General features: G+C 39.3%; 19 protein-coding genes. All 19 read right to left on the bottom strand.

All coding sequences use genetic code 11. The features are described 5' to 3' along the window. Positions 1-1,365 carry a phenylacetate--CoA ligase family protein gene (locus UQ64_RS01825; RefSeq protein ID WP_060621845.1) on the bottom strand — a complete coding sequence of 455 codons (1,365 nt, stop codon included), beginning with the start codon at positions 1,363-1,365 and terminating at the stop codon, positions 1-3. 11 nt (positions 1,366-1,376) lie between these two features. After that, complete coding sequence (locus UQ64_RS01820; RefSeq protein WP_060621844.1) at positions 1,377-2,714, bottom strand: flippase; 1,338 nt, start codon at positions 2,712-2,714, stop codon at positions 1,377-1,379. A 45-nt stretch (positions 2,715-2,759) separates the two neighbouring features. After that, complete coding sequence (locus UQ64_RS01815; RefSeq protein WP_060621843.1) at positions 2,760-4,019, bottom strand: glycosyltransferase family 4 protein; 1,260 nt, start codon at positions 4,017-4,019, stop codon at positions 2,760-2,762. A gap of 242 nt (positions 4,020-4,261) precedes the next feature. After that, positions 4,262-5,494: a glycosyltransferase gene (locus tag UQ64_RS01810; protein WP_060621842.1), complete on the bottom strand. Its 1,233-nt coding sequence runs from the start codon at positions 5,492-5,494 to the stop codon at positions 4,262-4,264. An 18-nt stretch (positions 5,495-5,512) separates the two neighbouring features. Continuing rightward, positions 5,513-6,640 (bottom strand): non-hydrolyzing UDP-N-acetylglucosamine 2-epimerase, encoded by a 1,128-nt coding sequence (gene wecB, locus UQ64_RS01805; RefSeq protein WP_060621841.1) that lies wholly within the window; start codon positions 6,638-6,640, stop codon positions 5,513-5,515. A gap of 3 nt (positions 6,641-6,643) precedes the next feature. Then, a complete protein-coding gene (locus tag UQ64_RS01800; protein ID WP_060621840.1) occupies positions 6,644-7,759 on the bottom strand; it encodes a polysaccharide biosynthesis C-terminal domain-containing protein in 1,116 nt (371 codons plus the stop codon). A 1-nt stretch (position 7,760) separates the two neighbouring features. After that, positions 7,761-8,780, bottom strand: coding sequence for a polysaccharide biosynthesis protein (locus UQ64_RS01795; RefSeq protein WP_060621839.1), 1,020 nt, complete (start codon positions 8,778-8,780; stop codon positions 7,761-7,763). A gap of 6 nt (positions 8,781-8,786) precedes the next feature. Continuing rightward, positions 8,787-9,995: a glycosyltransferase family 4 protein gene (locus UQ64_RS01790; protein WP_060621838.1), complete on the bottom strand. Its 1,209-nt coding sequence runs from the start codon at positions 9,993-9,995 to the stop codon at positions 8,787-8,789. A 66-nt stretch (positions 9,996-10,061) separates the two neighbouring features. Next, entirely contained in the window at positions 10,062-10,688 is a 627-nt protein-coding gene (locus UQ64_RS01785; RefSeq protein WP_060621837.1) for a sugar transferase, read from the bottom strand. An 89-nt stretch (positions 10,689-10,777) separates the two neighbouring features. Next, a complete protein-coding gene (locus tag UQ64_RS01780; protein ID WP_060621836.1) occupies positions 10,778-11,809 on the bottom strand; it encodes a copper amine oxidase N-terminal domain-containing protein in 1,032 nt (343 codons plus the stop codon). Between the two features lie 2 nt (positions 11,810-11,811). Beyond that, a complete protein-coding gene (locus UQ64_RS01775) occupies positions 11,812-12,507 on the bottom strand; it encodes a hypothetical protein (protein WP_060621835.1) in 696 nt (231 codons plus the stop codon). Positions 12,508-12,532: 25 nt separating this feature from the next. Further along, positions 12,533-14,365 carry a polysaccharide biosynthesis protein gene (locus UQ64_RS01770; protein ID WP_060621834.1) on the bottom strand — a complete coding sequence of 611 codons (1,833 nt, stop codon included), beginning with the start codon at positions 14,363-14,365 and terminating at the stop codon, positions 12,533-12,535. 41 nt (positions 14,366-14,406) lie between these two features. After that, entirely contained in the window at positions 14,407-15,093 is a 687-nt protein-coding gene (locus UQ64_RS01765; RefSeq protein WP_060621833.1) for a CpsD/CapB family tyrosine-protein kinase, read from the bottom strand. Beyond that, on the bottom strand, positions 15,074-15,853 hold the full coding sequence (locus UQ64_RS01760) for a YveK family protein (protein WP_042130634.1): 780 nt from the start codon (positions 15,851-15,853) through the stop codon (positions 15,074-15,076). The genes UQ64_RS01765 and UQ64_RS01760 overlap by 20 nt, the downstream gene beginning before the upstream one ends. A gap of 125 nt (positions 15,854-15,978) precedes the next feature. Beyond that, positions 15,979-18,003, bottom strand: coding sequence for an S-layer homology domain-containing protein (locus UQ64_RS01755; RefSeq protein WP_209445696.1), 2,025 nt, complete (start codon positions 18,001-18,003; stop codon positions 15,979-15,981). Between the two features lie 140 nt (positions 18,004-18,143). Beyond that, positions 18,144-18,926 (bottom strand): tyrosine-protein phosphatase, encoded by a 783-nt coding sequence (locus UQ64_RS01750; RefSeq protein ID WP_060621831.1) that lies wholly within the window; start codon positions 18,924-18,926, stop codon positions 18,144-18,146. Between the two features lie 105 nt (positions 18,927-19,031). Beyond that, positions 19,032-19,700, bottom strand: a complete 669-nt coding sequence (gene yihA, locus UQ64_RS01745) for a ribosome biogenesis GTP-binding protein YihA/YsxC (RefSeq protein ID WP_060621830.1) — start codon at positions 19,698-19,700, stop codon at positions 19,032-19,034. A gap of 12 nt (positions 19,701-19,712) precedes the next feature. Next, positions 19,713-22,076, bottom strand: a complete 2,364-nt coding sequence (gene lon / locus UQ64_RS01740) for an endopeptidase La (RefSeq protein WP_060621829.1) — start codon at positions 22,074-22,076, stop codon at positions 19,713-19,715. Between the two features lie 292 nt (positions 22,077-22,368). After that, positions 22,369-24,078 (bottom strand): ATP-dependent protease LonB, encoded by a 1,710-nt coding sequence (gene lonB / locus UQ64_RS01735; RefSeq protein ID WP_060621828.1) that lies wholly within the window; start codon positions 24,076-24,078, stop codon positions 22,369-22,371. Between the last annotated feature and the right edge of the window lie 536 nt (positions 24,079-24,614).

The following is a 24,614-nucleotide window of genomic DNA, read 5'->3' as shown; positions in this document are numbered from 1 at the left end:
TCACACCGATATATTTTGAATTAGTAATTTTGATTTTCCTCTCTTTGTTAAAGGTAACACTTCTACAAATTCAAAATATGCCTTTATCTTTGCAATATTATAAAAATTATCATGAAGCTCTATTTGATCTTCTATTGAAAAATCATCATTTTTTATTATTTTAAAAATGATCTCCCCAGGAGTATTCTGTACAATCTGCCATTTTTCTATATGGTTAAAAGCTTTGTAATGCCTACCAAAAACTATAGCAGTTAGTAGAACTTTCTCCATATCATCAGTATAAATATAATCCTGTGTTCTGCCTGAAATTTGCTTAAGTCTAACTATCCCTTTCTCCAAACCGTCGTAAGCAGCCAAATCACCTGTACGATACCGTATGAATGGCATAGCATAGTTATTAAACCCAGTTACTACAACTTCACCAACTTCACCCGGTTGAACATGAATTCCATTTTCACCAATGACTTCTGTATAACCATAAAAAGGCGAACAGTACGTCATTAACGTATCATCGATAGAATATCCGAAAACACTAGCTTCAGCATGACCATATTGATTTATAATTTTAGTATTGAAGGCCCGCTTTATATTTTCCACCTGATAATCATTGAATCTTTCAGAAGTTAATTCGATCCCTTTTATCTCTAAACCTAATTCAATATTATTATCGCTAATATAAGCTGCTATCGAATCGATAAATGATGGGTAACCTCTGATTATACTGGGCTTGAAGTCTAGTATAAACTTTACATATATTTTTTTATTTTCATTAGTAAGATATTGAGATGATAGAGCAAAACTTCCATAAGGAATATCCTCATCACTTTTTCGAACCCAAAATATATTCTTACTTAATAAGTCTTTTGGTATTATTGTACCGTCCATTGCCAAAATTTTATCCCCTGGGGAATACCCAAACATCCTATATAAGAAATATTGGTGTTCTGAATCATAACTCCCTAATGTATAAAACCCTAATGGTTCACCGGTACTTCCTCCAGTGGTTACAAAACTAATATAGTCTTTCGTGTCAGGTATAACCATAATGTCATTTCTCTTTTCTCTGATAGTACTCTTATCAAGAAAAGGAATTCTAAAAAAGTCTTCACGGTTTTTTATATCTATCTGATTCTCAATAAATAACTGTTTGTAGTATAGAGAATTCTTTGATGCATACTTAAGAATTTTGAACAGTTTTTTTCTGTTAATACTTTCGAAATCAAAATCATGACCTAGATGATATGCTTGAAGATCCTTCAATTTGGAATTAATTATTTTCTTACCAAAATAATGACTGAATCCATATTGAATATAACGAGGATCATTTAATCTTTTAATAATCCGAATTAAGCGCCTTTTCCCCATATAAATCACCCTTATTTGTGCTTAATGTCCATAATAAACTTTTTCAAATTAAATGCCCTTAACATCATCATAGATGAAATTCTCGTTGGTTTGAAAAATGCCGGAGCAATAATTGCAACTGTTATTTGTGAGATTAGTGTAGCTACTGCGGCCCCATAACCACCATAAGATGGTATTAAAAAATAATTCAGTGATATATTAATAATACAACCAGCAGCTATATACGCCATAGAATACTTTTGTAAGCCTTCACTTACTAACCAAACTCCTCTAGCAGATCCTAACATCGCAAATATTCCTGCCCATATGCTAACTGACAATATTCTTGCTGATTCTATATAATCAGGTCCATACAATATACCAATGATTATCTTCGAAAATAATAATATGAATAAACCAAATACAATTCCCATCCAAGCTACGATATTATAAAGTAACTGTACCGATTTTATATAATCATCGTTATTAGTCTTCTTTTTACTCATAATCACAGGTCTAAAAGATACGATAATAGCCATTGGGACAAAATACCACATCTCTGCAATTCTAACCGCTGCCGAGAATATACCAAGTTCATCTTTGTTCGGCATTATTGTACCTAGCATAACTTGATCAATTCTCATGTATAAGGACACCATTAATCCTGAAAGAACAAGATACCAGCTCTGCGATAGAATTTCTTTTGCATAACTTATACTGAATTTCCAGCGAGTCTTCTCTTGACGATATTTAAGATATGCAAAGACTAATGCGGCACTTATTATTGCAATATCTATTGTGTAAATTAAAGAAAATAAAATTAGATCGCCTTTTAAATATACTAATAATAATTTCAAAGCAGCAGTTATTAAACTTACAATAATTCTTATTAATGATGATATTTTCGCTTTTTGGTGGGCTTGTATCCAATATTCAATCACTTCGAATGATCTTATCACCATGGAGAAGGACATTATAAGAACAATAAATTGCAAATATTTATCCGATGGTTCTAATATCCACATTACTATGCAGGAGACAACAGTTAATAAAATTCCGCCTAAAACCCTTAACAAAAAACTTGTACAGAGAATTGTTCCTTCTTCTTGGTCTTTGTCTACAATAGTTTTGACTACTAAGATTTCCAAACCTAATGTAGATAAAACTGTAAATAAAGAAACAATAGCTAATGCATAATTAAATTCTCCATAGACCTCAGGACCGAAATAACGTGCAACTATTGCAGTTACAAAGATACTAAGGATCATATTAAAAATTTTATCACTTACCAACCAACTAGAGTTTCCTAAAACTTTTCTGGCTACTTCATTATTTAAAAGTTTATCCTTAGCAAGCCAAAGTATATTCAAGGTATCTTCCCACTTTTTTTAAATACTTCTCGATATTTTATTCTATTATGAACTGAGTTCAACTATATTATTATATATCTGAGTGATCTTTTCTAAATTAGACTCTCTATCATGAGTTCTAAGAGCATGTTCTCTTGCACTAATAGAAAATTTCAATGCTAAATTGTTATCCGTAAAAATTTCACAGACATAATGCGCCAACATATAGGGCGCATCTGATTGATAAAGAAATCCTTCCTGCTTATCAATTAACAAATCACTTACTCCCCCAACAAAAGATGCTACACAAGGAACTCCCAGTATCATTGCTTCTCCAAGAGAATTTGGACTGTTCTCAATTGATGAGGGACAAACAAATACATTGGCCCTTAAATATCTGTTTAACATTTCCTTCTCGTATAAACTACCTGTAAAAAACACTTTATCTTGAAGATTAAATTTCTTGATAAGATGGTTTATATATTTCCCATAAGAATTCTTTTTCAATTTTGCTTTTAAACCTTGATCATTCGAATTATCAATCCCACCAACATAAAGCTTTGCCTTCGGAAACTTCTTTATAATTATTGACATAGCTTCCAGCATATGATGCAATCCTTTTATAGGATATGTCCCCTGACTGATAAATATAGAATGTTCTTCAATATGTTCAATATCCCACTTAGCGTTATAAAAACTTTCCCTCAAAGTTTCATTGCAGTAATGATATGTAATATGAGGGTTAATCTGTAATGTGCAAGCTTTATCCCAAGTAGTTCTACCTAATACATGTTTCACCTTTTTCAAGGCTAATATTTCGAAAATCCCTCTATGTTGAAATTTAAGCTGTTGTTGCACTAAGTTGTCACGTTTTATTAGATCTCTGAATGTAAATTTGTTTTGAACCTTTCTTGGCAAGTTAGCCATATAATGTTGAGCATAAATAGATACTAGTCCTTGTATAGAAATAAGCACTTTAATTTTTCTTTCATTGCAAATATTAACCATTTCAAGCGTATGGATGTATTCTGTTCCAAAAATATGTACAATTTCAGGACGAGATCTATCAACAATTTCTTCAAGAAATCGTTTTACTTCAGATTCCTTTTTTTTCTGAGGAAAAGGATAATATATAATTTTTTCTCCATTTAATACATTAAACTCCCTGAATGAATTACATGGGAAAGTGATTGAAAGTTCTATATTTTCAGAGTTTGCTAAGTATTTAGACGTATTAACGAGCCATCCTCCGAAAGGTAGAGATTTGCTATTCATTAATGTACTAGCTTCTGGTAATGGAATATTCGTAAGCCACAATATTTTCATGAGATAAATCCCTTTCTTCACACTAGCCTTAGATAACTATTCTTTTCCCTGATGATAAATATTTAATCTTACCTATATCAAGTTCCCACGTCATATATTTAAAGAAGTCTTAACATAATCCAAAACACACATTATATCTATAATTAATCGATTCCTATCACCTTATTAAGTTATCTCTTCTGATAGATTCACCCTATTTTTACATATTGTTAATTCTAATAAACATGTTGTTAGTGAACTTATCAAGTTTTAGATCGATTAAATAATTCAATAATTTTACTTGTTTGGATTTCTGGATTTTTATTAGAAATGACGAATTCTCTTGATTTCGCCCCAAAATCAATTAAACTTTCTGGAGTTTGGCTTAATATTTCTTTTATACTTGAAGCAATTGCCTCAGGTCCTATTCCATTTATTGTAAATAAATAATCATAGTATTCATCAGGTATTCCTGCTAGCTTATAAATCAGAGCCGGTGTACCTGATAGCATATACTCGAGTATTTTAGAAGGAAATGAAAATTTAGTATACTCTCCCTCACTATTTCTTGGATTTATAAGCAGGTCTGCTTTATGTTGAAGTTTTGTGGCCTCGGCATGAGAAACTTGTCCAAAATAAATAACTCTTTTGTCTATACTCGCCAAATCCTTAACCTCTGTCTGTGCCTCGCCTGTTCCACAAATCCAAAGTTCTATTGAGTCATCTTTGATAATTTTGAAAGCATCTAATAAATCCATAATTCCATAGGCTTTGTTAAGTGTGCCAGTATATAATATGCATTTATTTTTATTTAGCATTCCATCTTTATAGCTTATATCATCAACTAACTGGTCTGTGTTCACTATTCCTTCCAACACAGTCCACGGTTTGTTTTGTGAATTCACTCTTTCAGCCATGAACTTAGTCAAAAACACAAAAGAATCCACATTTTTCAATAACTCACCCATTACTGACTTATCTACTGACTTAAGAAGTCTAAATAATACACTTCTTTTTTTTCCAATATTCATAAATTCAGGGAGATCAGGGCATATTAAACAAATATGAATATTAGGATTCACTTTTTTCGCTTTCATAGCTGCATAAATAAACGGTGTGTTCATAGAATAAATAATAATTACTTTTAATTTCGATTCTCTTTCTTTAGCCCACAACTTAGTATATTTTGAAATTGATATCGCTCTATAAATTTGTTTTATTCCAAACAAATTCAAAAAACCTACATTAATATCATTTGAGTTATTTGTATGCTCCCATGACCTAGACCCTACAACCATCTGTTTATAATGCTTTGGATATGAACCAACAAAAATTGAATTAACTAACTTAATCGGAGTGTCTAAACACTTTTCTAACCCATTTACTAAATTCCACTGCAATACATTTGCAGCAAATTGGATAACACCTTTACTATTCTCGTATATAAAACTTTCTTCATCCTTTGGAAATAACCCTCCAAGAAAAAGTATATCCATTTGAACAACCCCAATGATTTATTCTTTTCGCCATACCACGCTATTAATTATCTTTGTGTAACTTTGAATGATCTTCACAACTTTAACGGAGACATTTGTATCTACATAATCATGAGCAAGTACAGTTATTTCTTTATTGTCTTTCATTGCTGTAGCAAGTTTCATAGCTTGGTTTAAACTCATGGCGTCTATCCCACCAATTACAACGCTCCCTTTATCAAGTACCTCTGGACGTTCAGTAGAAGTTCTTAACAAGACGCCTGGGAAATCTAGCATTGCACTTTCCTCAGACAAAGTACCACTATCCGAAAGAACGCAATAACTATTTTTTTGCAACTTGTTGTAGTCTAAAAAACCAAATGGTTTGAGATTCTGAACAAGTGGGTGGAACTTAAAATTTCTTTGTTCAATATATTTCACGCTTCTTGGATGAGTAGAGTAAATTACTGGTATTTTATAGCGCTCAGCTATCTTATTAATTGCTGTCATAAGCGACATAAAATTCTGCTCATTATCAATATTTTCTTCACGATGCGCTGAGAGGATAATGTATTTTCCTGCTTTTAAGTTCAACCTCTCAAGTACATTACTCGCATCAATTTTGTCCATGTGAGCCTGAAGCACTTCTTGCATTGGAGAGCCTGTAACAAAAATATGTTCTTTACGGAATCCTTCCGATAGAAGATATCTTCTGGAATGCTCTGTATAAGGCAGATTAATATCAGAGATATGATCAACAATCTTACGATTGATTTCTTCTGGAACATTTTGATCAAAACATCTGTTGCCTGCTTCCATATGGAAAATAGGCACTTTCAGTCTTTTAGCCGCAATAGCACTAAGTGCGCTATTAGTATCACCTAAAATTAGAAGAGCATCAGGTTTTTCTTTCTCTAGCACTTCAAAAGATTTAGCTATAATATTCCCCATGGTTTCACCAAGGCTTGTTCCCACTGCCTCTAGAAAATAATCAGGTTGCCGAAGTTCAAGTTCATTGAAAAACACCTCGTTCAAAGTATAATCCCAGTTCTGTCCAGTATGTACTAAAATATGATTGAAATATCTATCGCAAGCCTTAATACACTCAGATAAGCGAATGATCTCTGGTCTGGTGCCTAAGATTGTCATGACTTTAAGTTTTTCCATTAATTAAACCTCCAAGTAATAAGTATCTGGTTTCTCAGGATTAAACAATTCATTAGCCCAGAAAAGAGTTATCACATCGGTTTCACCAGTATTAGTTATAGAATGCGTGTATCCAGGTGGAATATCAATTACTTTTAATGACTCCCCAATCACCGGATATTCAATAATCTGGTCACCTTCAATTTGTCGGAATTTTACAACAGCTTTCCCTTCAATAACAAGGAATTTTTCCACCTTCGTATGGTGCCAATGATTCCCACGAGTGATACCTGGTTTAGTCCGGGATATAAATACTTGTCCTGATTGTTTAGTCTTAATAAATTCCGCTAGCCAGCCTCTATTATCATGTTTCATTTCTAGATCATAACCAAAATCATCTTCAGCCAAATATGAAAGATAGGTGCTATAAAGAAAACGTTCAAAATCACTTTCTAAATCAGTGATGATGAGAGTATCTCTGCTATCTTTAAAGTTCTTTATACTTGTTTCTAAATCTCCCAGTTTAATTTTGAAAGATCTCGGTGAGACAGTATAATTGTTCTCATTTTTCATTTCACAGTTATCCATTACATTAATGAAGGATTCAATAACTTCATCAATGTAAACCAGAGATATCTCTGCATCTGGATCATTGATTTGGATTGGAATATTCCTACTAATGTTGTAGCACCAAGTAGCGACCACAGAGTTATAGTTTGGTTTACTCCATTTGCCAAACACGTTAGGAAGCCGATATATGTAAGTGTTTACTCCAACAGTTCTCCCATAATGTGAAACTGTTTTTTCTGCTGCAAATTTACTAGTTCCGTATGGATTACTTCGCTCAGCTTGTATCGAAGAAGTTAATACTATTGGTGTTTTTTTAGTGTTTTTATTTAACAGTTTAATCAACTGTTCTGTATAACCTAAATTACCACTCGCAAAATCTTCAATATTCTCAGGACGATTGATTCCTGCCAAATGAAAAATAAAATCCGCTTTAATAGCACACTCTTCTAATTCATTTAATGAATTCTTGGAGCCAATCTTCAATACTTCAATATCTTCTCTTCTACTTAATGTTGCAACTAAATTTCGTCCGATAAATCCGAATGCACCTGTTACCAAGACAGTTTTCATATCAGTGTACTCCTGCCAATAGTTCTTTTTTGATTGATTCTAAACCTAATAGAAGTTCCTTTATCCCTTGAATATCTAATCTCTCTGTATTATGAGAATTATATTCCCACCCCTCAGAGATTTCCTCATCGCCTTCTTCAAAAAACTTATTATAATTCAAATCTCTAGTATCTGCTGAGACGCGATAATAACTTCCCAAATCCTCTGCTTTAGCCATTTCTTCACGTGTTAACAAAGTTTCATATAGCTTCTCACCATGTCTAGTTCCAATGACTCTTGTTTGACTATCTGACTGAAATAATTCCTTCAAAGCAAGAGCTAACTCTCCAATAGTAGATGCAGGAGCTTTTTGAACGAATATATCACCTTGTACTGCTTTGTTGAACGCAAATAGTACAAGTTCCACAGCATCTTCCAATGACATTAGATAACGAGTCATATCTGGATCTGTAATCGTAATATCCTCATAATTTTTAATTTGATCAATAAATAATGGTATTACCGAACCTCGGGAGCACATAACGTTACCATAACGAGTTCCACAAATTAATGTGTTCTCATGAGAAACTGTTCTGGATTTAGCAACCATAACCTTTTCCATCATCGCTTTGGAAATCCCCATTGCATTTATCGGATAAACCGCTTTGTCTGTTGAGAGACAAACTACTTTCTTCACTCCAAAGGCAATCGCAGCATTAAGAACATTCTCGGTTCCGATTACGTTTGTCTTCACAGCTTCCATAGGGAAAAATTCACAGGAAGGCACTTGTTTCAAAGCTGCTGCATGGAATACATAGTCAACATTATGCATAGCCGCTGCAATACTGTTATAGTCTCTCACGTCACCAATAAAAAACTTAACTTTATCGTTTTTTAGTTCCTTTCGCATGTCATCTTGTTTTTTTTCATCGCGTGAAAAAATTCTAATTTCTCCGATTTCAGTATTCAGAAATCTCTTTAATACGGCATTACCAAATGAACCTGTACCACCAGTAATTAAAAGACACTTATCTTTGAACATATTTCATCACCTTTTCGTAAGTTTATTTAATTGATGAATTAAACTATTCATAAAATTTTGTTTACTAAAATTCCTTTCGTAATAGATACGCGATTTTTCACCATACTCTACGATCATAGTAGGTTCCCAAATGAATTCTCTTATAATATCTGCTAGTCCTTTATAGTTCTCAGCTTCACAACATAAGCCACAACCAGACTCTAGAATCACTCGTCTTGTTTCACCGTCTATTGCTCCAATGATGGGTTTCCCAAAGGCCATATACGACTGAACTTTTCCTGGTAAAGTACGTGAAATGTTCTCATTTTTATTTAAAGTTACGAGAAATGCAGAAGCTTTGGAATAAAATCCAGGCATCTCTTCAACAGATCTCTTCCCATAAAAAATAACAATTTCATTTAGCTTTAGCTCGTTTACAAGCTCCTCACATTTTAACTTTGCAGACCCATCTCCAATAATATGCCATTTAATAGTTTTTATATCTCTCAACTCATGTGCAGCTCTTATGATTGTGTCTACACTTTGCATTTCACCAATATTCCCAGCAAACACTAAATTCATTTCTAAATTATTAATGGATTTATCATGTTCAAGATTTCTACTTAAGAACAATTCTTCTGCATATTGCGGTTGATAAATAAGATGGTTATTATCCAAACCAATAACATCAGTTAGGTAATTCATAAATGATTGTGATGTAACAGAAATAACATCTGCGCTTTTATAAATCTTCCTACTTAATTCCAATAGATACCTATACATAAATGAAGAATGATCTATACCCGCTGCTGCAATGCTTTCTGGCCAAATATCAAGGCAATATAATGCTAACTTTGTCTTATTTATTTTTTTATAAAGTATTGCAGGTATAGCCATAGTTACAGGTGATAGTTGATAAACATAGACAACATCGTAATCCTTTTCAAGAAAAATGGCTTTTATAGAAGCCGCAACAATAAAGGATAAATAATTTAATGCCAGTTTTGGATAGTTTTTTCCACGAGTAAAGATAGGTACTCTCTTTACTTTTACACCACCCACTATTTCGGCTCTCTTTCTAAACCAAGAATAACCTCTATATAATTTCCCTTTCGGGTAATTTGGTAATCCAGTTAGAACAGTCACATCATGTCCTTCGGATACCAGTGTTTCACATATATCATTTATTCTGAATTGCTCAGGATAGTAATACTGACACACTACCAGAATTTTCATGATCGTTCACATTTCCTTATTTGATCGAAGTATGCTGTAATTTCAAATTGCATCTGTTTTTATCAGTTAATTAGTTAAATTATTTTCAGTTGTTTTGTCATATAGCTTACCACCTTCAACAATTCCATTAGCTGTTGAAACTTTAAAGATGGTCTTTAAAAAAACCTTAACATCTAAAACCACGCTTTTATTTTTCACATAAAATCCATCATATTCTGCTTTAACAATGTTCGGTAGCTCATCTCTACCATTAATTTGTGCCCACCCCGTCAATCCAGGTTTGATATCATTAGCTCCGTACTTATCACGTTCAGCAATCAAATCATACTGATTCCATAACGCAGGACGAGGTCCAACGATACTCATCTCACCTTTGAGGATATTAATAATCTGAGGAAGTTCGTCCAAGCTTGTTTTTCTTAGAAACTTGCCTATTTTCGTGATAAAGAAATCAGGATCTTCTAGCAGATGAGTTGGCATGTCTTGTGGTGTATCTGTTCGCATCGTCCTAAATTTAAGAATATTGAATTCCAATTTATTTTTGCCTAATCGCTTTTGTTTAAATAGGATAGGACCTTTAGAGCTTGTCTTAATCGCGATCGCAATGATCAAGAAGATAGGCCATAACACAATCATTCCGATTAAAGCCATCAGAAAATCAATGGTTTGTTTCACGTAAACATAAGATCTCATTAGTTCACCTGATCCTTTAAGTTACTATTTTCTATCTATGTACATCATCTCTATGTCAGAGAGACATAGAGATGATCGTCTTATCTTGTTTAGTTTTTCATTGCCTCAGCCGCATTTTTCCCCGACTGAAGCGTCGCTTCAAATTCACTTCTATACTGGCTAATAATCTCCGTACTATATCCGTTACTGTTCAGTTTTTGTTCAGTGTCGGCTATTATACTATTGAAGCTAGCAGTAAATGAGGCTAGTTGTTGTACCCCTTTAGCTTTAATACTTTTCTTACTCGCCTCATCTGTTGCTCCAACATACTCAAACGCAATACTCATTAATGTAGATTGGCTTTGATTTTTAAGCGCCGTAAGCTTGGCTTCTGTTTCACTGGTGATAGTTTCATATGAAACCTTTCCAGTTCCCGCAGAACCACCACCTGTTGCACCTGTTGCACCAGTTGTATCCGTTGGCGCTGGTGTCGTTACTGGAGATGGGCCCTTACCATTGTTACCTGTTGAACCATTATTGGATTGCTCTTGATAAGCCTTGGAAGCTGCAGTAATTGTCTTCGTCCTCTGATCCCAGCTAATGTTATGACCTACAGATTCCGATAAAAAACGTAGGGGCACATATAAGGAGCCATTCAAGATAAAGCTGGATTGCCCCGTAGGTAATGCCTTGGTTGCACCGTTAAATATATAACTTGCCTTAACTTGATTGAGTACAAGATTCTTAGATACTGCTGAGGCACTATTCCCGTTTGTTGCATTCATTAGATACTCTTTAATCACTACTAGCTCTGATTTGCTAGGCTCTGCTACAGTAACTTTAACGTTTTTAGCATCCCAAGTTACACTCTTTTGCAATGCATATGACATAAAGCGTAATGGAACATAAGTTGTATTGTTGTACATGAATACATATTGACCTGCAGGCGTCCCAATACTTGCCCCATCAAAAATCATATTCACGTTCATACTTTGTACTTTGACGGTGGCTGTTGCCGCCTTAGTTGTTGTACTAGGTACCGCCGCTGCTGATACGGAAATAGGCGCGGATGCCGTTAAGGGTGCTAACCCTATTGAAGCTATTAAAGATAGAGCTATGACTGGTAAAGTTGCTTTAGACATACTTATTCACTTCCCTTTTCTTTCGCTTTTAATTGCTCTTCTTCTTTAAGGATTTGATCTCGTGTCTTCCCTTGACTTACGCCATACTTCTTGGCAACCTGTGAAAGCTCATTGTATTGTTCTTCAGAAACTTTACCGAGGATGATACTGCGTGCTTCCCGCTTCTCTTCAATGGTTAAGCCACCTTTTGCCAAATCTTTTAACCGATTAATATCGGATACACTTAGTTGACCGAGCACAATAGCAGCTACGTCTGCTTTATCTTTCATCGTTACATTATCTTGAATTTCTTTAGCTTTATCTGTTGAAACCTGTGCCGTATAGCCATCTGAAGATGTATCTTTTTGATCTGTTGATGGAGCTTTCGTAGGTTCACTAGTAGTAGGTGTTGTTTCTCCACTAGTTTTACCATTATCCTTGCTACTTTGATTACTACTTCCCTCGTCATTTGCAGGTGGAGTAGTAGGTGCCGTAGACGCTACAGGCTCAACATTACTATCATCAACTGGCTCAGTTGGTACAGTTCCTTGATCTTGACCACCACTAACTTGATCCTCAGACTCCAGATCAAAGCCATCTGCCATTGAATTCATCAGCTTGTCCACAGCATAATTCGCAGCGAACAAACCCCCAACACCCAGCACTACAATAACTGACAGCGTCCATAAAAGGATCTTTTTCCATCGTTTGTTGAACACTTATGTATCCCCCTTTATGAATGAATTAGCTGATAGCAACTTGGGCAACGGGCTGCATCGGTACAATCTGATTAATCACTTCACGTATAACTTCTGGTTCTTCAGCAAGGACACGATCCAATCGTTTGAATTCCAGTTCTAGCTGATTCAGACTTATCACATTAGGTCTACCGATAAAGATTCTTCCGTGATCTGTAGAGCCTAAATTTTCTTCATCCGTCAACAACTCTTCATATAACTTCTCGCCCTCACGAATACCGGAGAACTGAATATCAATATCCCTATAAGGTTCATAACCAGAGAGAGTAATCAAATCTTCCGCTAACGTTAGAATCTTTACGGGTTCTCCCATATCCAGAATGAACACTTCGCCACCTTTGGCAAAAGAACCCGACTGAATTACAAGCTGAACAGCTTCTGGAATCGTCATAAAATAACGGACCATTTCTGGATGAGTAACCGTGACTGGTCCACCAGCAGCAATCTGCTCTTTAAAAGCCGGGATTACACTTCCACGACTGCCAAGCACGTTCCCAAAACGCACGGCTGAGAACTTTGTTCTACTTGTGGTATGCAGACTTTGCACATACATTTCAGCAATACGCTTAGTTGCGCCCATTACACTCGTTGGGTTAACTGCTTTATCCGAAGAGATCATTACAAATCTCTCCGCACCATATTTATCAGCACAATCCGCAACATTCCTTGTTCCAAAGACATTATTCTTAATGGCTTCGGAAGGGTTCCGCTCCATCAATGGGACGTGTTTATGTGCTGCCGCATGAAAGACAACATGTGGCTTATGGCTACTGAATATGTCCATCATCCGACTGCGGTCCTGTACATCCGCGATTACGGTAACAATATTCAGATCCGGAAACTTCTTACGAAGCTCCATTTCAATCGTATAAATGCTGTTCTCTCCGTGTCCAAGCAGCATTAGCTTGTCGGGACCAAATGGGGAAATCTGCCGACATAGCTCTGAACCAATCGATCCGCCAGCCCCCGTAACTAACACAGTCTTGTGGTGTACATAACCTAGAATACTGTTCAAATCTGCTATTATCGGCTCACGACCTAGTAAATCCTCAACGCTAACATCTCGCAATTTCTTCACTGATATTTTTCCCGCGATCAGATCGTTAAGCGCCGGTATAATCTTAAGTTTGGCCCCTGTCTTCTTCGCAAGATTAATAATTTCAGAGATTTCAGTACGTGAAACGGAAGGCATAGCGATAATAATTTCATGAATTTCCCGATCTTTCACAACAGCAGGAATCGCGTAACGATTACCTAACACTGGCACACCCAGTATAGACATATGATATTTATTGATACTATCATCAATGAAACCTACTAGCTTGGTATGAGCAAAAGAAGGTCCCATCATTTCCCTGGCAATTAGTATTCCACAATCGCCTGCACCTACAATAAGTGTATGGGTCTGAGTTTCTTTATAATTGATTCGATCATTATGGAGCACTCTCCACAAGAATCGAACCCCACCTACTAACACAAGAACAGTCTCCATAGTCCGAACTTCAATTGCTAAGGGCACTCGTTCTGGCAATATAAAATATGCTGCTGTAAATGAGAGCAATGACCCTACTACAATCGCCTTTGAAACGGATATGATCTCACCAATGCTGGCATATTGCCACATTCTTCGATATAAACCGAAATAGATTAGACTTCCACCGAATGCAACCGTTGCAATCACACCAAATTGTAGCATCTGTACAACGTAATCCTGGATAGGTTGATTAGGATACCGAAACAAATAGGATGTTATAATGCTGAACCAGATGATTGCAAGGTCAATAAAGAATAAAAGAACTACTCTAGATTTCGCTGTCATTTTCAGTGCCTCCAAAAACAACATTATTGTTAAAGAACAAATCAATTTCCATAGTAGTAGTAATAGTAACCTTCGCTGGCTTTACGTTTTACATTATTAAGAACCACGCCAAGCATTTTTGCACCTACACGATCGAGGTTAGCTTTAGCTTTTACAGCAATATCCCGCTTTACCTTGCCATAGCTGACAACCATAATGACTCCATCACTCTTGGAAGCCATGATCTGCGCATCTGTAACCGCCAATAACGGTGGAGTATCAATAAGAATGACATCATAACGCTGGCGCAAGTCCTGCAAAAGAGTACTCATCCGATTAGAAGCCATCATTTCTGCTGGATTTGGAGGAATCGGTCCTGAAGTCATGATGGATAGGTTGGAAACACCAGAATCTTGGACTGTATCCTCAAGAACCGCCTGCTGCGACAGTAGTGAAGATAGCCCAAAACGGTTACTAAGCGAAAAAGTCTTATGTGCTGTCGGTTTCCGCAAATCCGCGTCAATTAACAATACCTTCTTATCTGCCTGTGCATAAGCCGCAGCTAGATTAGCAGAAACTGTTGATTTACCTTCCTCCGGTCCAGACGAAGTTACCATGATTACTTGAATAGTCTCATCCACAGAGGAAAAATCAATATTCGTACGTAGCGCGCGAAATGCTTCAGATACAGGGGAGCGAGGGTTCGTAACGGTAATCAGATGACGTTGTTTATTTGGCAGCTGTGACATGTTCGAGTTCGCCCGCCTTTCTGGATGTTTGCGTCTGTGCCTGTGTTGCGCCTTGTTTGCTTTCTTCGGAACCCAATCTTGTAATCATAGCTATCGTTGGTAGACCCAGATATTTCTCAATATCGGCTTCAGTCTTCAGCGTGTCGTCCATGTATTCCAGCAAGAAAGCAATCCCTAAACCAATCATCAAGGACACGATGAAAGCTATAGCCATATTCATTAAGACATTCGGTTCTACGGGTCCTGGCTCGTTAAGTGGATTCACTTTGGCCTCATTCAGAATCGATACGTTCTCCACGTTAAATAGGTTAGGAATCTCATCCTTGAATACAAGTGAAATGGCATTCACGATTTCAGCGGCTCGCTGATACGAATTATCTCGAACGACAAGTGTCATCACCTGCGTATTATTGACGGAGCTCACATTAACCTTCTTCAACAACTCTTCTGCAGTAATATTGAACTGCGGATAATCCCTCGTAACAATATCAAGGATGGCCGGAGTCTTAATAATTTCCTTATACGTATTAATCAATTGAATATTAGTATTAATCTGGTTCAAATCAAGCTGTGCTGCTGCTGACTGAGTCGGTGTCTGGTTAACGATAATCTTAGTGGATGCTTCATACACCGGATTCTTAATATACAGACTGTACACACCAGCAACACCGCACACCAAAACAACTATGCTAACAATCAGCCATAGTCTCTTCCTGACGATCTGAAAATAATCGCGAAGATCCAATTCTTGTGATGACAAGTGTAATTACCTCCAAGCTATTTCTGAAATATTTCGTTACTATATTACAGCACTTCCCTATTGGCAAAAAATTGCCTCCTCTCACCTACATGAGAGGAGGCTGTATACTATACTTTTTTATTTACTTACTTGAAGTTAATGGTACGGTAGATAATTACTGCTGCTTCAGCACGAGTTGCCGTATCGTTCGGGTTGAACTTACCAGCATTTCCGATAACCAAGTTATGATCTGCTGCGAATGCTACGCCATCTCTCAAAGATGCGCTGATCTTAGCAGCATCGGAGAATTGGCTAATTGCCGTTACATTCGTTGTTGCAGCTGGATTCATAGATTTCACTGCGCGAGAGATCATCGTTGCCATCTCTGCACGTGTGATGGTTGCATTAGGATCGAACTTAGCCGCACTGCGTCCAGTAATGATTCCTTTTTCTGCTGCAACTGCTACATACGGTGCATACCAAGCAGTTGAACTTACATCGCTAAAGCTTTGTACAGCTGAATTGTTCTCTAGGTTAAGCGCACGAATCAGCATTTTAGCGAACTCTGCACGAGTTACATTGCTCTTCGGTGCGAATTTACCTTCGCCTACGCCTTCAATCGCGCCTTTTGCAGCTACGACTTGAATTTGTTTGCCAGCCCATGCTTGTACACTAGCAATATCCGTAAAGTTTACTTTATTCTCAAGCACTGCATAGGATGAGAAAGTATCACGTGGTTCTACGATGAACTCTCCATCAAGCACACCACCTTGGAATTGCAGGTTGCCGTATACAAGCTTCGCTACGGACAGCAATTCTTTATCAAGACCATCTGTATTCTTGAGTGGTAATTTGATTGTAATTGGTTGTTTAAATGTGCTAGTTGCTACACCGTTCACACTAAGTGCGAATTCGTACACATCCGAAGCCAATTTCAATTTGGTAACGGAAGTTACAACTTCTGGTTTAGCAGTAGTTACTGTCAATGCGATAGCTGTGCTAAATTGGCTTACAGGGATCGTTACGGTTACTCCATTAAAGGTTACTGCGATATTGGCGATACCTTTAGTCTTAGCTGCTTCAACAATAGCTTTGGACAACGGAACTTCAACAGTTGGCGCAGTGATCGTACCAAGATTCAATGTCAGCGTAAGGGCAGTACCTTCTTTACCGGCAGCTTTAGCTGCAGCAGCAAGATTTGCCAATGCATTGATTGTATCAGTGTCTACCAATTTCACAGTTGCTTTACCATCTACTACTTGTACCAGTTTAGATACATCATAAGTAGCTGCAGCTGCCAATTTCTGATCCACAGTTAGTGGTTTTGTTGTAAAATCTGAACCGGAGTTGGAGTTTCCAGAAGTGCTAGGATTAGTCGGTGTAGTTGTAGATGATTTAAGATAGGCATTATAGTAAGCTTTCGCCAGCACTAGAGCGGCTGCTTTTTCATTAGTAAGTCTAGATTCAACATTATTCTTGGTCGCTGCAATCATATCTTTAGTAATCTTAAGTTCTGCTAGAGACGCTCTCAAGGAATAGTTCGCAGTACCAATGGTGCTGTCGAGAACAATAGCCTTCACTTTATTCGCGAGTTCACTGTTCGGATGAGCAATAAGATCAATTAGATCCGATTCTGATTTTCCTTTTAGCAGGTTGATTAGTTTCTGTTCAACACCGTTTGAACCAAAGATGAAGCTGTAAACTTCTTCAACGGAAAGATCAGTTATACCAGCTTGTTTACCGATCTCCTTAAGTAGTGCTTGATAAGCCTCATAATTTGGGGACTTCAGAATATCTGTCACTGCGGATAAATCCGGAGTATAGATAGACGATACTACTTCTAAGTAGAGATCAAACAATGTAGTTTTTTCTGCATCGCTAAGCTCAAGTTGAGCCAAAACAGGTGCGAAATCTTTTTCCAGTTGTTCACGTGAAAGACTTTGAAGCTCAGTACGGAAATCACGAAGCGTCTGCTTATCAGCATCAGTAAGCGAGCTGTAAAGCTTCGTTGCACGCTCCTTCAAGCTTGCAAAATCCACGCTAGTCGCAGCGGATGCTGTTCCAACGATTCCAAACTGAGCTGCCAATCCTTTGCTGCTAAGCGGAAGTCCTGCTACTGCAACCGCTGCCATGCTAACTGCCAATGTTGATACTACTAGTTTCTTTTTCAAAGTCACTAAATATGCACCTCTTTATATGTATTTGATTTCTCGTGTTACTATAGTCCTAGACTATTCGCCCATGCTTACACTATTACGTATAGCATCGATTCACCCAATAAAACCCATTCTACCACTATTAGGTAGAATAGTCAGCCCTTTCGGGAAAAAATGCCAAACAATTTGTGTCGATTCCTCCTAATTTGTACGTGATTACCACGATTAACCTCACCATTTGCCACAATTTGCTGAGCATTCTCGCGCATATAGTCGCGCATCTCAGGACCTAATTCTTTCTCTAAAACCACATAAGCAGCATTTAATCCGAAAGGACGATGAACACTGTCATGTGCATCAGAGGCCAACACATGTACTGCATTTCTACGACATAACTCCAGGGATAGCTTCTGAAGTTTATTCCCGAAGACGCCTGCAAGACTTTGTGCGGTTACCTGACCCAGTGATCCCAGCTCTATCAATCTTTCTAACTTAGAAGGATCGGCAGCTACCTCAGCATTACGCTCCGGATGGGCGATGACCGGAACGAAACCTTGAATGATCAACTCGTGGCAGATTTCTTCCATATTGCGCGGGACTCGTGAAGAAGGCATTTCCAGCAAAATATACCGCGAGTCTGCAAGACTTAGCAGTTGCCCCCGTTCCAGATCATCTAGTAAATCTCCGTAGACTCTAATTTCCTGACCTGGAAGAACAAGCAGTGGATTTCCATGCTGACGAAGTTTTTCATTCATCAGATCCACTGCTTCTCTTATACTGGGGGCGTTATTCATATATTGACCGTTGGCATGATGTGGTGTGGCAATGACGGCAGTTATCCCGTCCCTATAGGCGTCATGCGCCATGGCGAGAGCGGATTCCCAGTCAGCGGCTCCGTCATCTATAAAGGGTAAGATGTGGCAATGGATATCTTTCATATGTTATCTATCGGTCCCTTCCCATGAAAAATGTAGATTTAACGACAAAAAAAATACAACCATTCCCAAAAGAAATGGTTGCTTGATTGAAAATGAGTTCTTGTCTTATGCTTCAGTAGGTCCCACTTGCTGAGATTCATTTGCATCTATTTCAGCATCCTCAGTATCTGGAGTTTCATTCTCCGAGGAGAGAACATACCCATCGATTAATCCCCAAAGCTCTTCTTTACCAAGGCCAATCTCCGAAGAGAATGGGATGAAATTATCCCCTGACAGCACGCCAAGCTCCTGCTTCATGATCTTGATATGCTTTTGCCAGCGAGTCTTCGGAATCTTATCCGCCTTTGTCGCAACCACACACATAGGTAGATCATAATGCTTCAACCAGTCGAACATCATCTTATCATTGCTGGTCGGCGGATGACGTAGATCCACGATGAGCAGAACAAGCTTCAATGTATCGCGCTCAGAGAGATATTTTTCCACCATCTTGCCCCATGTTGCACGTTGGGTCTTCGATACTTTAGCATATCCATAACCCGGAAAGTCAACAAAATACATGCTGTCTTCATTGATGCGGTAATAGTTCATATGCTGGGTCTTACCTGGGGTGGAGCTTGTCCGAGCCAGATTCTTACGATTAATCATTCGGTTAATGAGGGATGACTTCCCTACATTGGAGCGCCCTGCCAGAGCAACCTCTGGCAAAGCATCATCAGGGTATTGATCAGGGCCAACGGCACTGATTATAAATTCGGCAATATTAACTTTCATAGGACTTCCTTTCTAATGCACACTACTCGGTGGCTCACTGCTAATTTCATTATGATGCTCTACTAACGCATGATGCAAGACCTGATCCATGTTAGATACTGGTATGAACTCCACATCATTACGTACGCTCTCTGGAATTTCTTTCAGATCACGTTCATTATCTTTGGGAAGAAGGATCTTTTTATATCCAGCACGGTGTGCGGCTAAAGATTTCTCTTTCAGTCCACCGATCGGCAATACACGTCCACGTAGGGTGATCTCACCAGTCATAGCCACATCCTTCGAAACATAACGCTTCGTAAGTGCTGAGATCAAAGCGGTAGCAATCGTAATCCCTGCAGATGGGCCATCCTTCGGAATCGCACCTTCAGGAATGTGGATATGAATATCAATCTTCTCATAAAAATCAGGCTGGAGCCCCAGCTCCTCCGCCTTCGAACGTGTATAACTGAAAGCAGCCTGCGCCGACTCCTTCATTACATCGCCCAGTTGTCCAGTAAGTGTTAGCTTGCCCGTTCCCTGCACAACAGTCACTTCGATCAGCAGTGTATCGCCACCAACCTCAGTCCAGGCCAACCCTGTTACTGTACCAATCTGGTCTTCAAGCTCCGCCATACCATAACGGTATTTCGATGCACCTAGGTATTCCTTGATGTCATCAGGCAGAATGACTACACTTTCTTTTTCCTTGGACACAATCTGTTTCGCGGCTTTGCGGCATAACGCTGCAATCTGCTGTTCCAAATTACGCACACCGGATTCACGCGTATATTCACGCACGATACGTAATAAACTGTCGTCTTCAATGATCAGTTGATCTTCTGCAAGACCGTGGTTCTTCTTCTGCTTCGGCAAAAGATAACGGCTACCGATCTGCAATTTCTCCAGTTCCGTATAACCCGGAATGAACAGCATTTCCATCCGATCGAGTAGCGGACGCGGAATGTTATGCACTACGTTCGCTGTTGTAACAAACATAACGTTTGATAAATCAAACGGTAACTCTACGAAATGGTCACTGAACGTATTGTTCTGTTCTGGGTCCAGTACCTCAAGCAATGCGGAGGATGGATCGCCACGGAAATCTGCAGCCATTTTATCAATTTCATCTAGCAGGATAACTGGATTAATCGTGCCTGCCGTCTTCATTCCTTGAATGATTCGGCCTGGCATCGCACCCACATAAGTCCGGCGATGACCACGGATCTCCGCTTCATCACGCACACCCCCAAGCGAAATGCGAACGAACTTACGATTGAGTGAACGGGCGATGGAACGAGCCAGTGAGGTTTTGCCCACTCCTGGAGGCCCTACAAGACATAAAATCGGACCTTTTAGCTTCTTCACCAACTGCTGAACGGCTAAATATTCCAATACCCGTTCCTTTGGTTTTTCCAAACCATAGTGGTCCTCATCTAGTACCTGTTCTGCCTTCTTAATATCGAGGTCATCTTCTGTCTGTTCATTCCAAGGAAGACCCAGCAGCCAATCCACATAATTGCGAATTACGCCACCTTCCGCTGAGCTCACTGGCATTTTTTCCAGACGATCGATTTCCTTCTCCATCTTCTCTTTTACACGTTCCGGTAAATTCTTTTCTTCCATTAGAGTCCGCAGCTCTTCCGCTTCTCCCACCCGACCTTCCTTCTCGCCGAGTTCTTTCTGGATCGCTTTCATTTGCTCGCGCAAATAATATTCCTTCTGCGTCTTCTCCATCTGTTTCTTCACACGTTGATTGATCTTGCGTTCAAGCTCCAGCACTTCACGCTCATTATTAAGAATATCAAGAAGCTTCTCTAGCCGTTTACTAACATCAATCGTCTCTAGAATTTCTTGCTTATCCTTAATCTTCAGCGATAAATGACTCGTAATGACATCTGCAAGACGACCCGGCTCCTCAATATCGGATACAGCAGCCAGTGTCTCTGGTGTCACTTTTTTGGATAACGTTATATAGTGTTCGAACTGATTAAGTACTGTACGCATCAGCGCATCACACTCTTGATCGCCGTCTTCCTCTTCTGGTAGCTCGCGCGCCATAACCTCATAATACTCATCATTATCGATATAATTAATAATCTCGGCTCGTTCTACACCCTCAACCAGTACACGAATCGTACCGTTTGGCAGCTTCAGCATTTGCCGCACATTCGCGACAGTACCGACCCGAAAAATATCGTCCTGACCAGGCTCTTCAATATTCACTTCCGACTGTGAACACAGAAGAATTAAATTATCTTCAACCATAGCTTTTTCTAGTGCCCGAACTGACTTCTCACGGCCCACATCCAAGTGAAGAACCATGCTTGGGTACACAAGAAGACCTCTTAGCGGTAATAAAGGAAAACGACGACCTTTTGTTTTATTTGTCATCATCGCTTTCGCACCTCCCATGGCTCTCAATTAATCTCATATGAATTCATTCTAACAAAAGCAGCCCCAAAACACCAACAAAGTACTTTCAATTTAAGAATAAACAACCTTATTATCCTAAAAAAACGACAACGTTTCTCAAAGAAATGTAAGGATTATGGAAAGTGTGAAGCTATATTTTAAAAAAGGAAGCAGCAGACACGCCTGCAGCCCCCTTTATTTTACATGCGGTAAGTCTCGATTTACTCATAAAAACCATAAAATAACCTAGCTCAAATTTAAGGTCATTTCTAGCTCAACCCTTTGCAGATTCGCCAGCGGCATCGGCCTTTAGGAGTGAAGGTGCTGCGGAGAAAAGCTCGCCAGCCACTGCAGGAAGCCTTACATCTGCTGTATCGGCACCAAATAGATGACGGAACACTTCTTCCACCGTCTCCATAGGAATGACGCGTAGCGGGGCGAGGTCAGCGAATAGGGTCTGCCAGTTTTCTTTTGGAATAAGCACCGTAGTAGCTCCCGCTTGAAAAGCAGCCTCCACCTTCGCAATTACACCACCAACAGGCTTCACTCGCCCATGTATGCCTATCTCACCAGTGATCGCTACGGTATTATCCACGGGAAGACCACGAATGGCGGAGACGATAGCAACTGCCATCGCAACCCCTGCTGATGGTCCGTCAATGGGTGTTCCACCTGGAAAGTTCACATGCAGATCATAACGGTCTGGCTCCAGATTCATGGTGCGCAGTACGGTCAATACGTTCTCAACCGAGCCTTTGGCCATGCTCTTTCTCCGAATCGTGCGAGAACCTCCACCAATCTCTTCCTCATCTACCACTCCGGTTACGTTCAGTCTGCCTTGACCGTTCTGCGCAGGCGCTGCAGATACTTCGATCTCGAGCAAGGTGCCCATTCCCGGTCCATACACTGCAAGTCCGTTAACCAAACCAATCTGCGGCGCCGAAGGAATCTTGCGCTCGGTGCGAAGTGGAAGCTGGCTGCTGCCTGCTACCCATTCTACATCAGCAGCACTTAGCGTATCTCTTTGCTCCGTTAGTGCTAATCCAGCAGCGAGCTGAATCATATTGACTGCCTCCCGGCCATTTGTTGCATATTGCTGCACAACAGTGACAGCTTCCGGGCTTGGCTTCAGTCCGATCTTCTGTATCGCGTCACGTCCGATGACCGCAATCTCATCCGGCAATAGCGGACGGAAATAAATCTCCATGCAGCGTGAACGAAGCGCGGGAGAGATCTCATCCGGGGAACGCGTAGTAGCTCCAACTAACCGGAAATCAGCGGGTAAGCCATTTTGAAAAATATCATGAATATAAGCCGGAGTATTATTGTCCTCCGAATTATAATACGCGCTCTCTAGTAGAACCTTACGGTCCTCCAGCACCTTTAGCAGCTTATTCATCTGAATGGGGTGAAGCTCACCTATCTCATCCAAAAATAGAATCCCGCCATGCGCCTTCGTCACCGCTCCCGGCTTTGGCTGCGGCACACCTGCCACACCCATGGCTCCGGCGCCCTGATAGATAGGATCATGCACCGATCCAATTAATGGGTCGGCAATACCACGCTCATCAAAACGAGCGGTCGTAGCGTCAATCTCTGTGAATTTGGCATCACTTTTAAAAGGGGAAAGGACATTTTTTTTCGCCTCTTCCATAACAACGCGCGCCGCTGCAGTTTTGCCGACTCCCGGCGGACCATAAATAATCACATGCTGCGGATTAGCACTGCACAGTGCGGCCTTCAGGGCGCGGAGCCCGTCTTTTTGTCCGACAATATCTCCAATTGAAGCCGGCCTAGTTTTCTCCGACAATGGTTTGGTCAGTGAAATCATTCGCATTTTCCGTAGTTTATCCAATTCCTTGCGCGACTCTCGTTCTACCGCCGTCTTGTTTGTCTTTTGACCCCGCAGCAGATTCCAAAAGTATACGCCGATAACCAGCGCGAAAAAGAGCTGCACGATCATCACAACTATACTTAATTCCATAGGTCATCCTCCTGTTTCGTTCAGTCTACCTTTCCACCTTTGGCTACTATTAGGTAGTATAGCCGTTTCGGTAATTAGTAAACGCACAATTGAGGATTTGTTGAATTGTTGGTGTGGGACGACAGTGCGGTTCTGGAATTTACTATGTACACCGAGTTTACAACTCGTGTTCACAACGTGCGCAGTGTAAACTTATTAACCCTGCTCACAACTTGCGCTGAGTGGTACTTTAGCCGCTTGGAGGCTACGATTAATTCAATTTAGTAACCTCCATGTTTAAAGGGATGAAGTAACTTGATTATACTCGGCTCATCGGTAATGGGAATTACCTTTATACGCTGAATTTACTAGGTACGCCAAGTAACCTGTTTAAGATATTTCTCTAAATAACTATTCATCTGCTCAATTACGATACAATCACAATAAATTATAGGGAAAAATGAAGCTAGAATTAAAAGTGGACACCTCGTTAAGAGATTAAGATAATGAAGATATCTAAGGAGGTGTTCACATGGGTGAACAGCGGCAACGGTATG

It is taken from the genome of Paenibacillus etheri (assembly GCF_001012825.1).
Classification (GTDB): Bacteria; Bacillota; Bacilli; order Paenibacillales; family Paenibacillaceae; genus Paenibacillus_AQ; species Paenibacillus_AQ etheri.
Note: the sequence above shows the minus strand (reverse complement) of the source record. Positions and strands in the feature narration are given on the sequence as shown.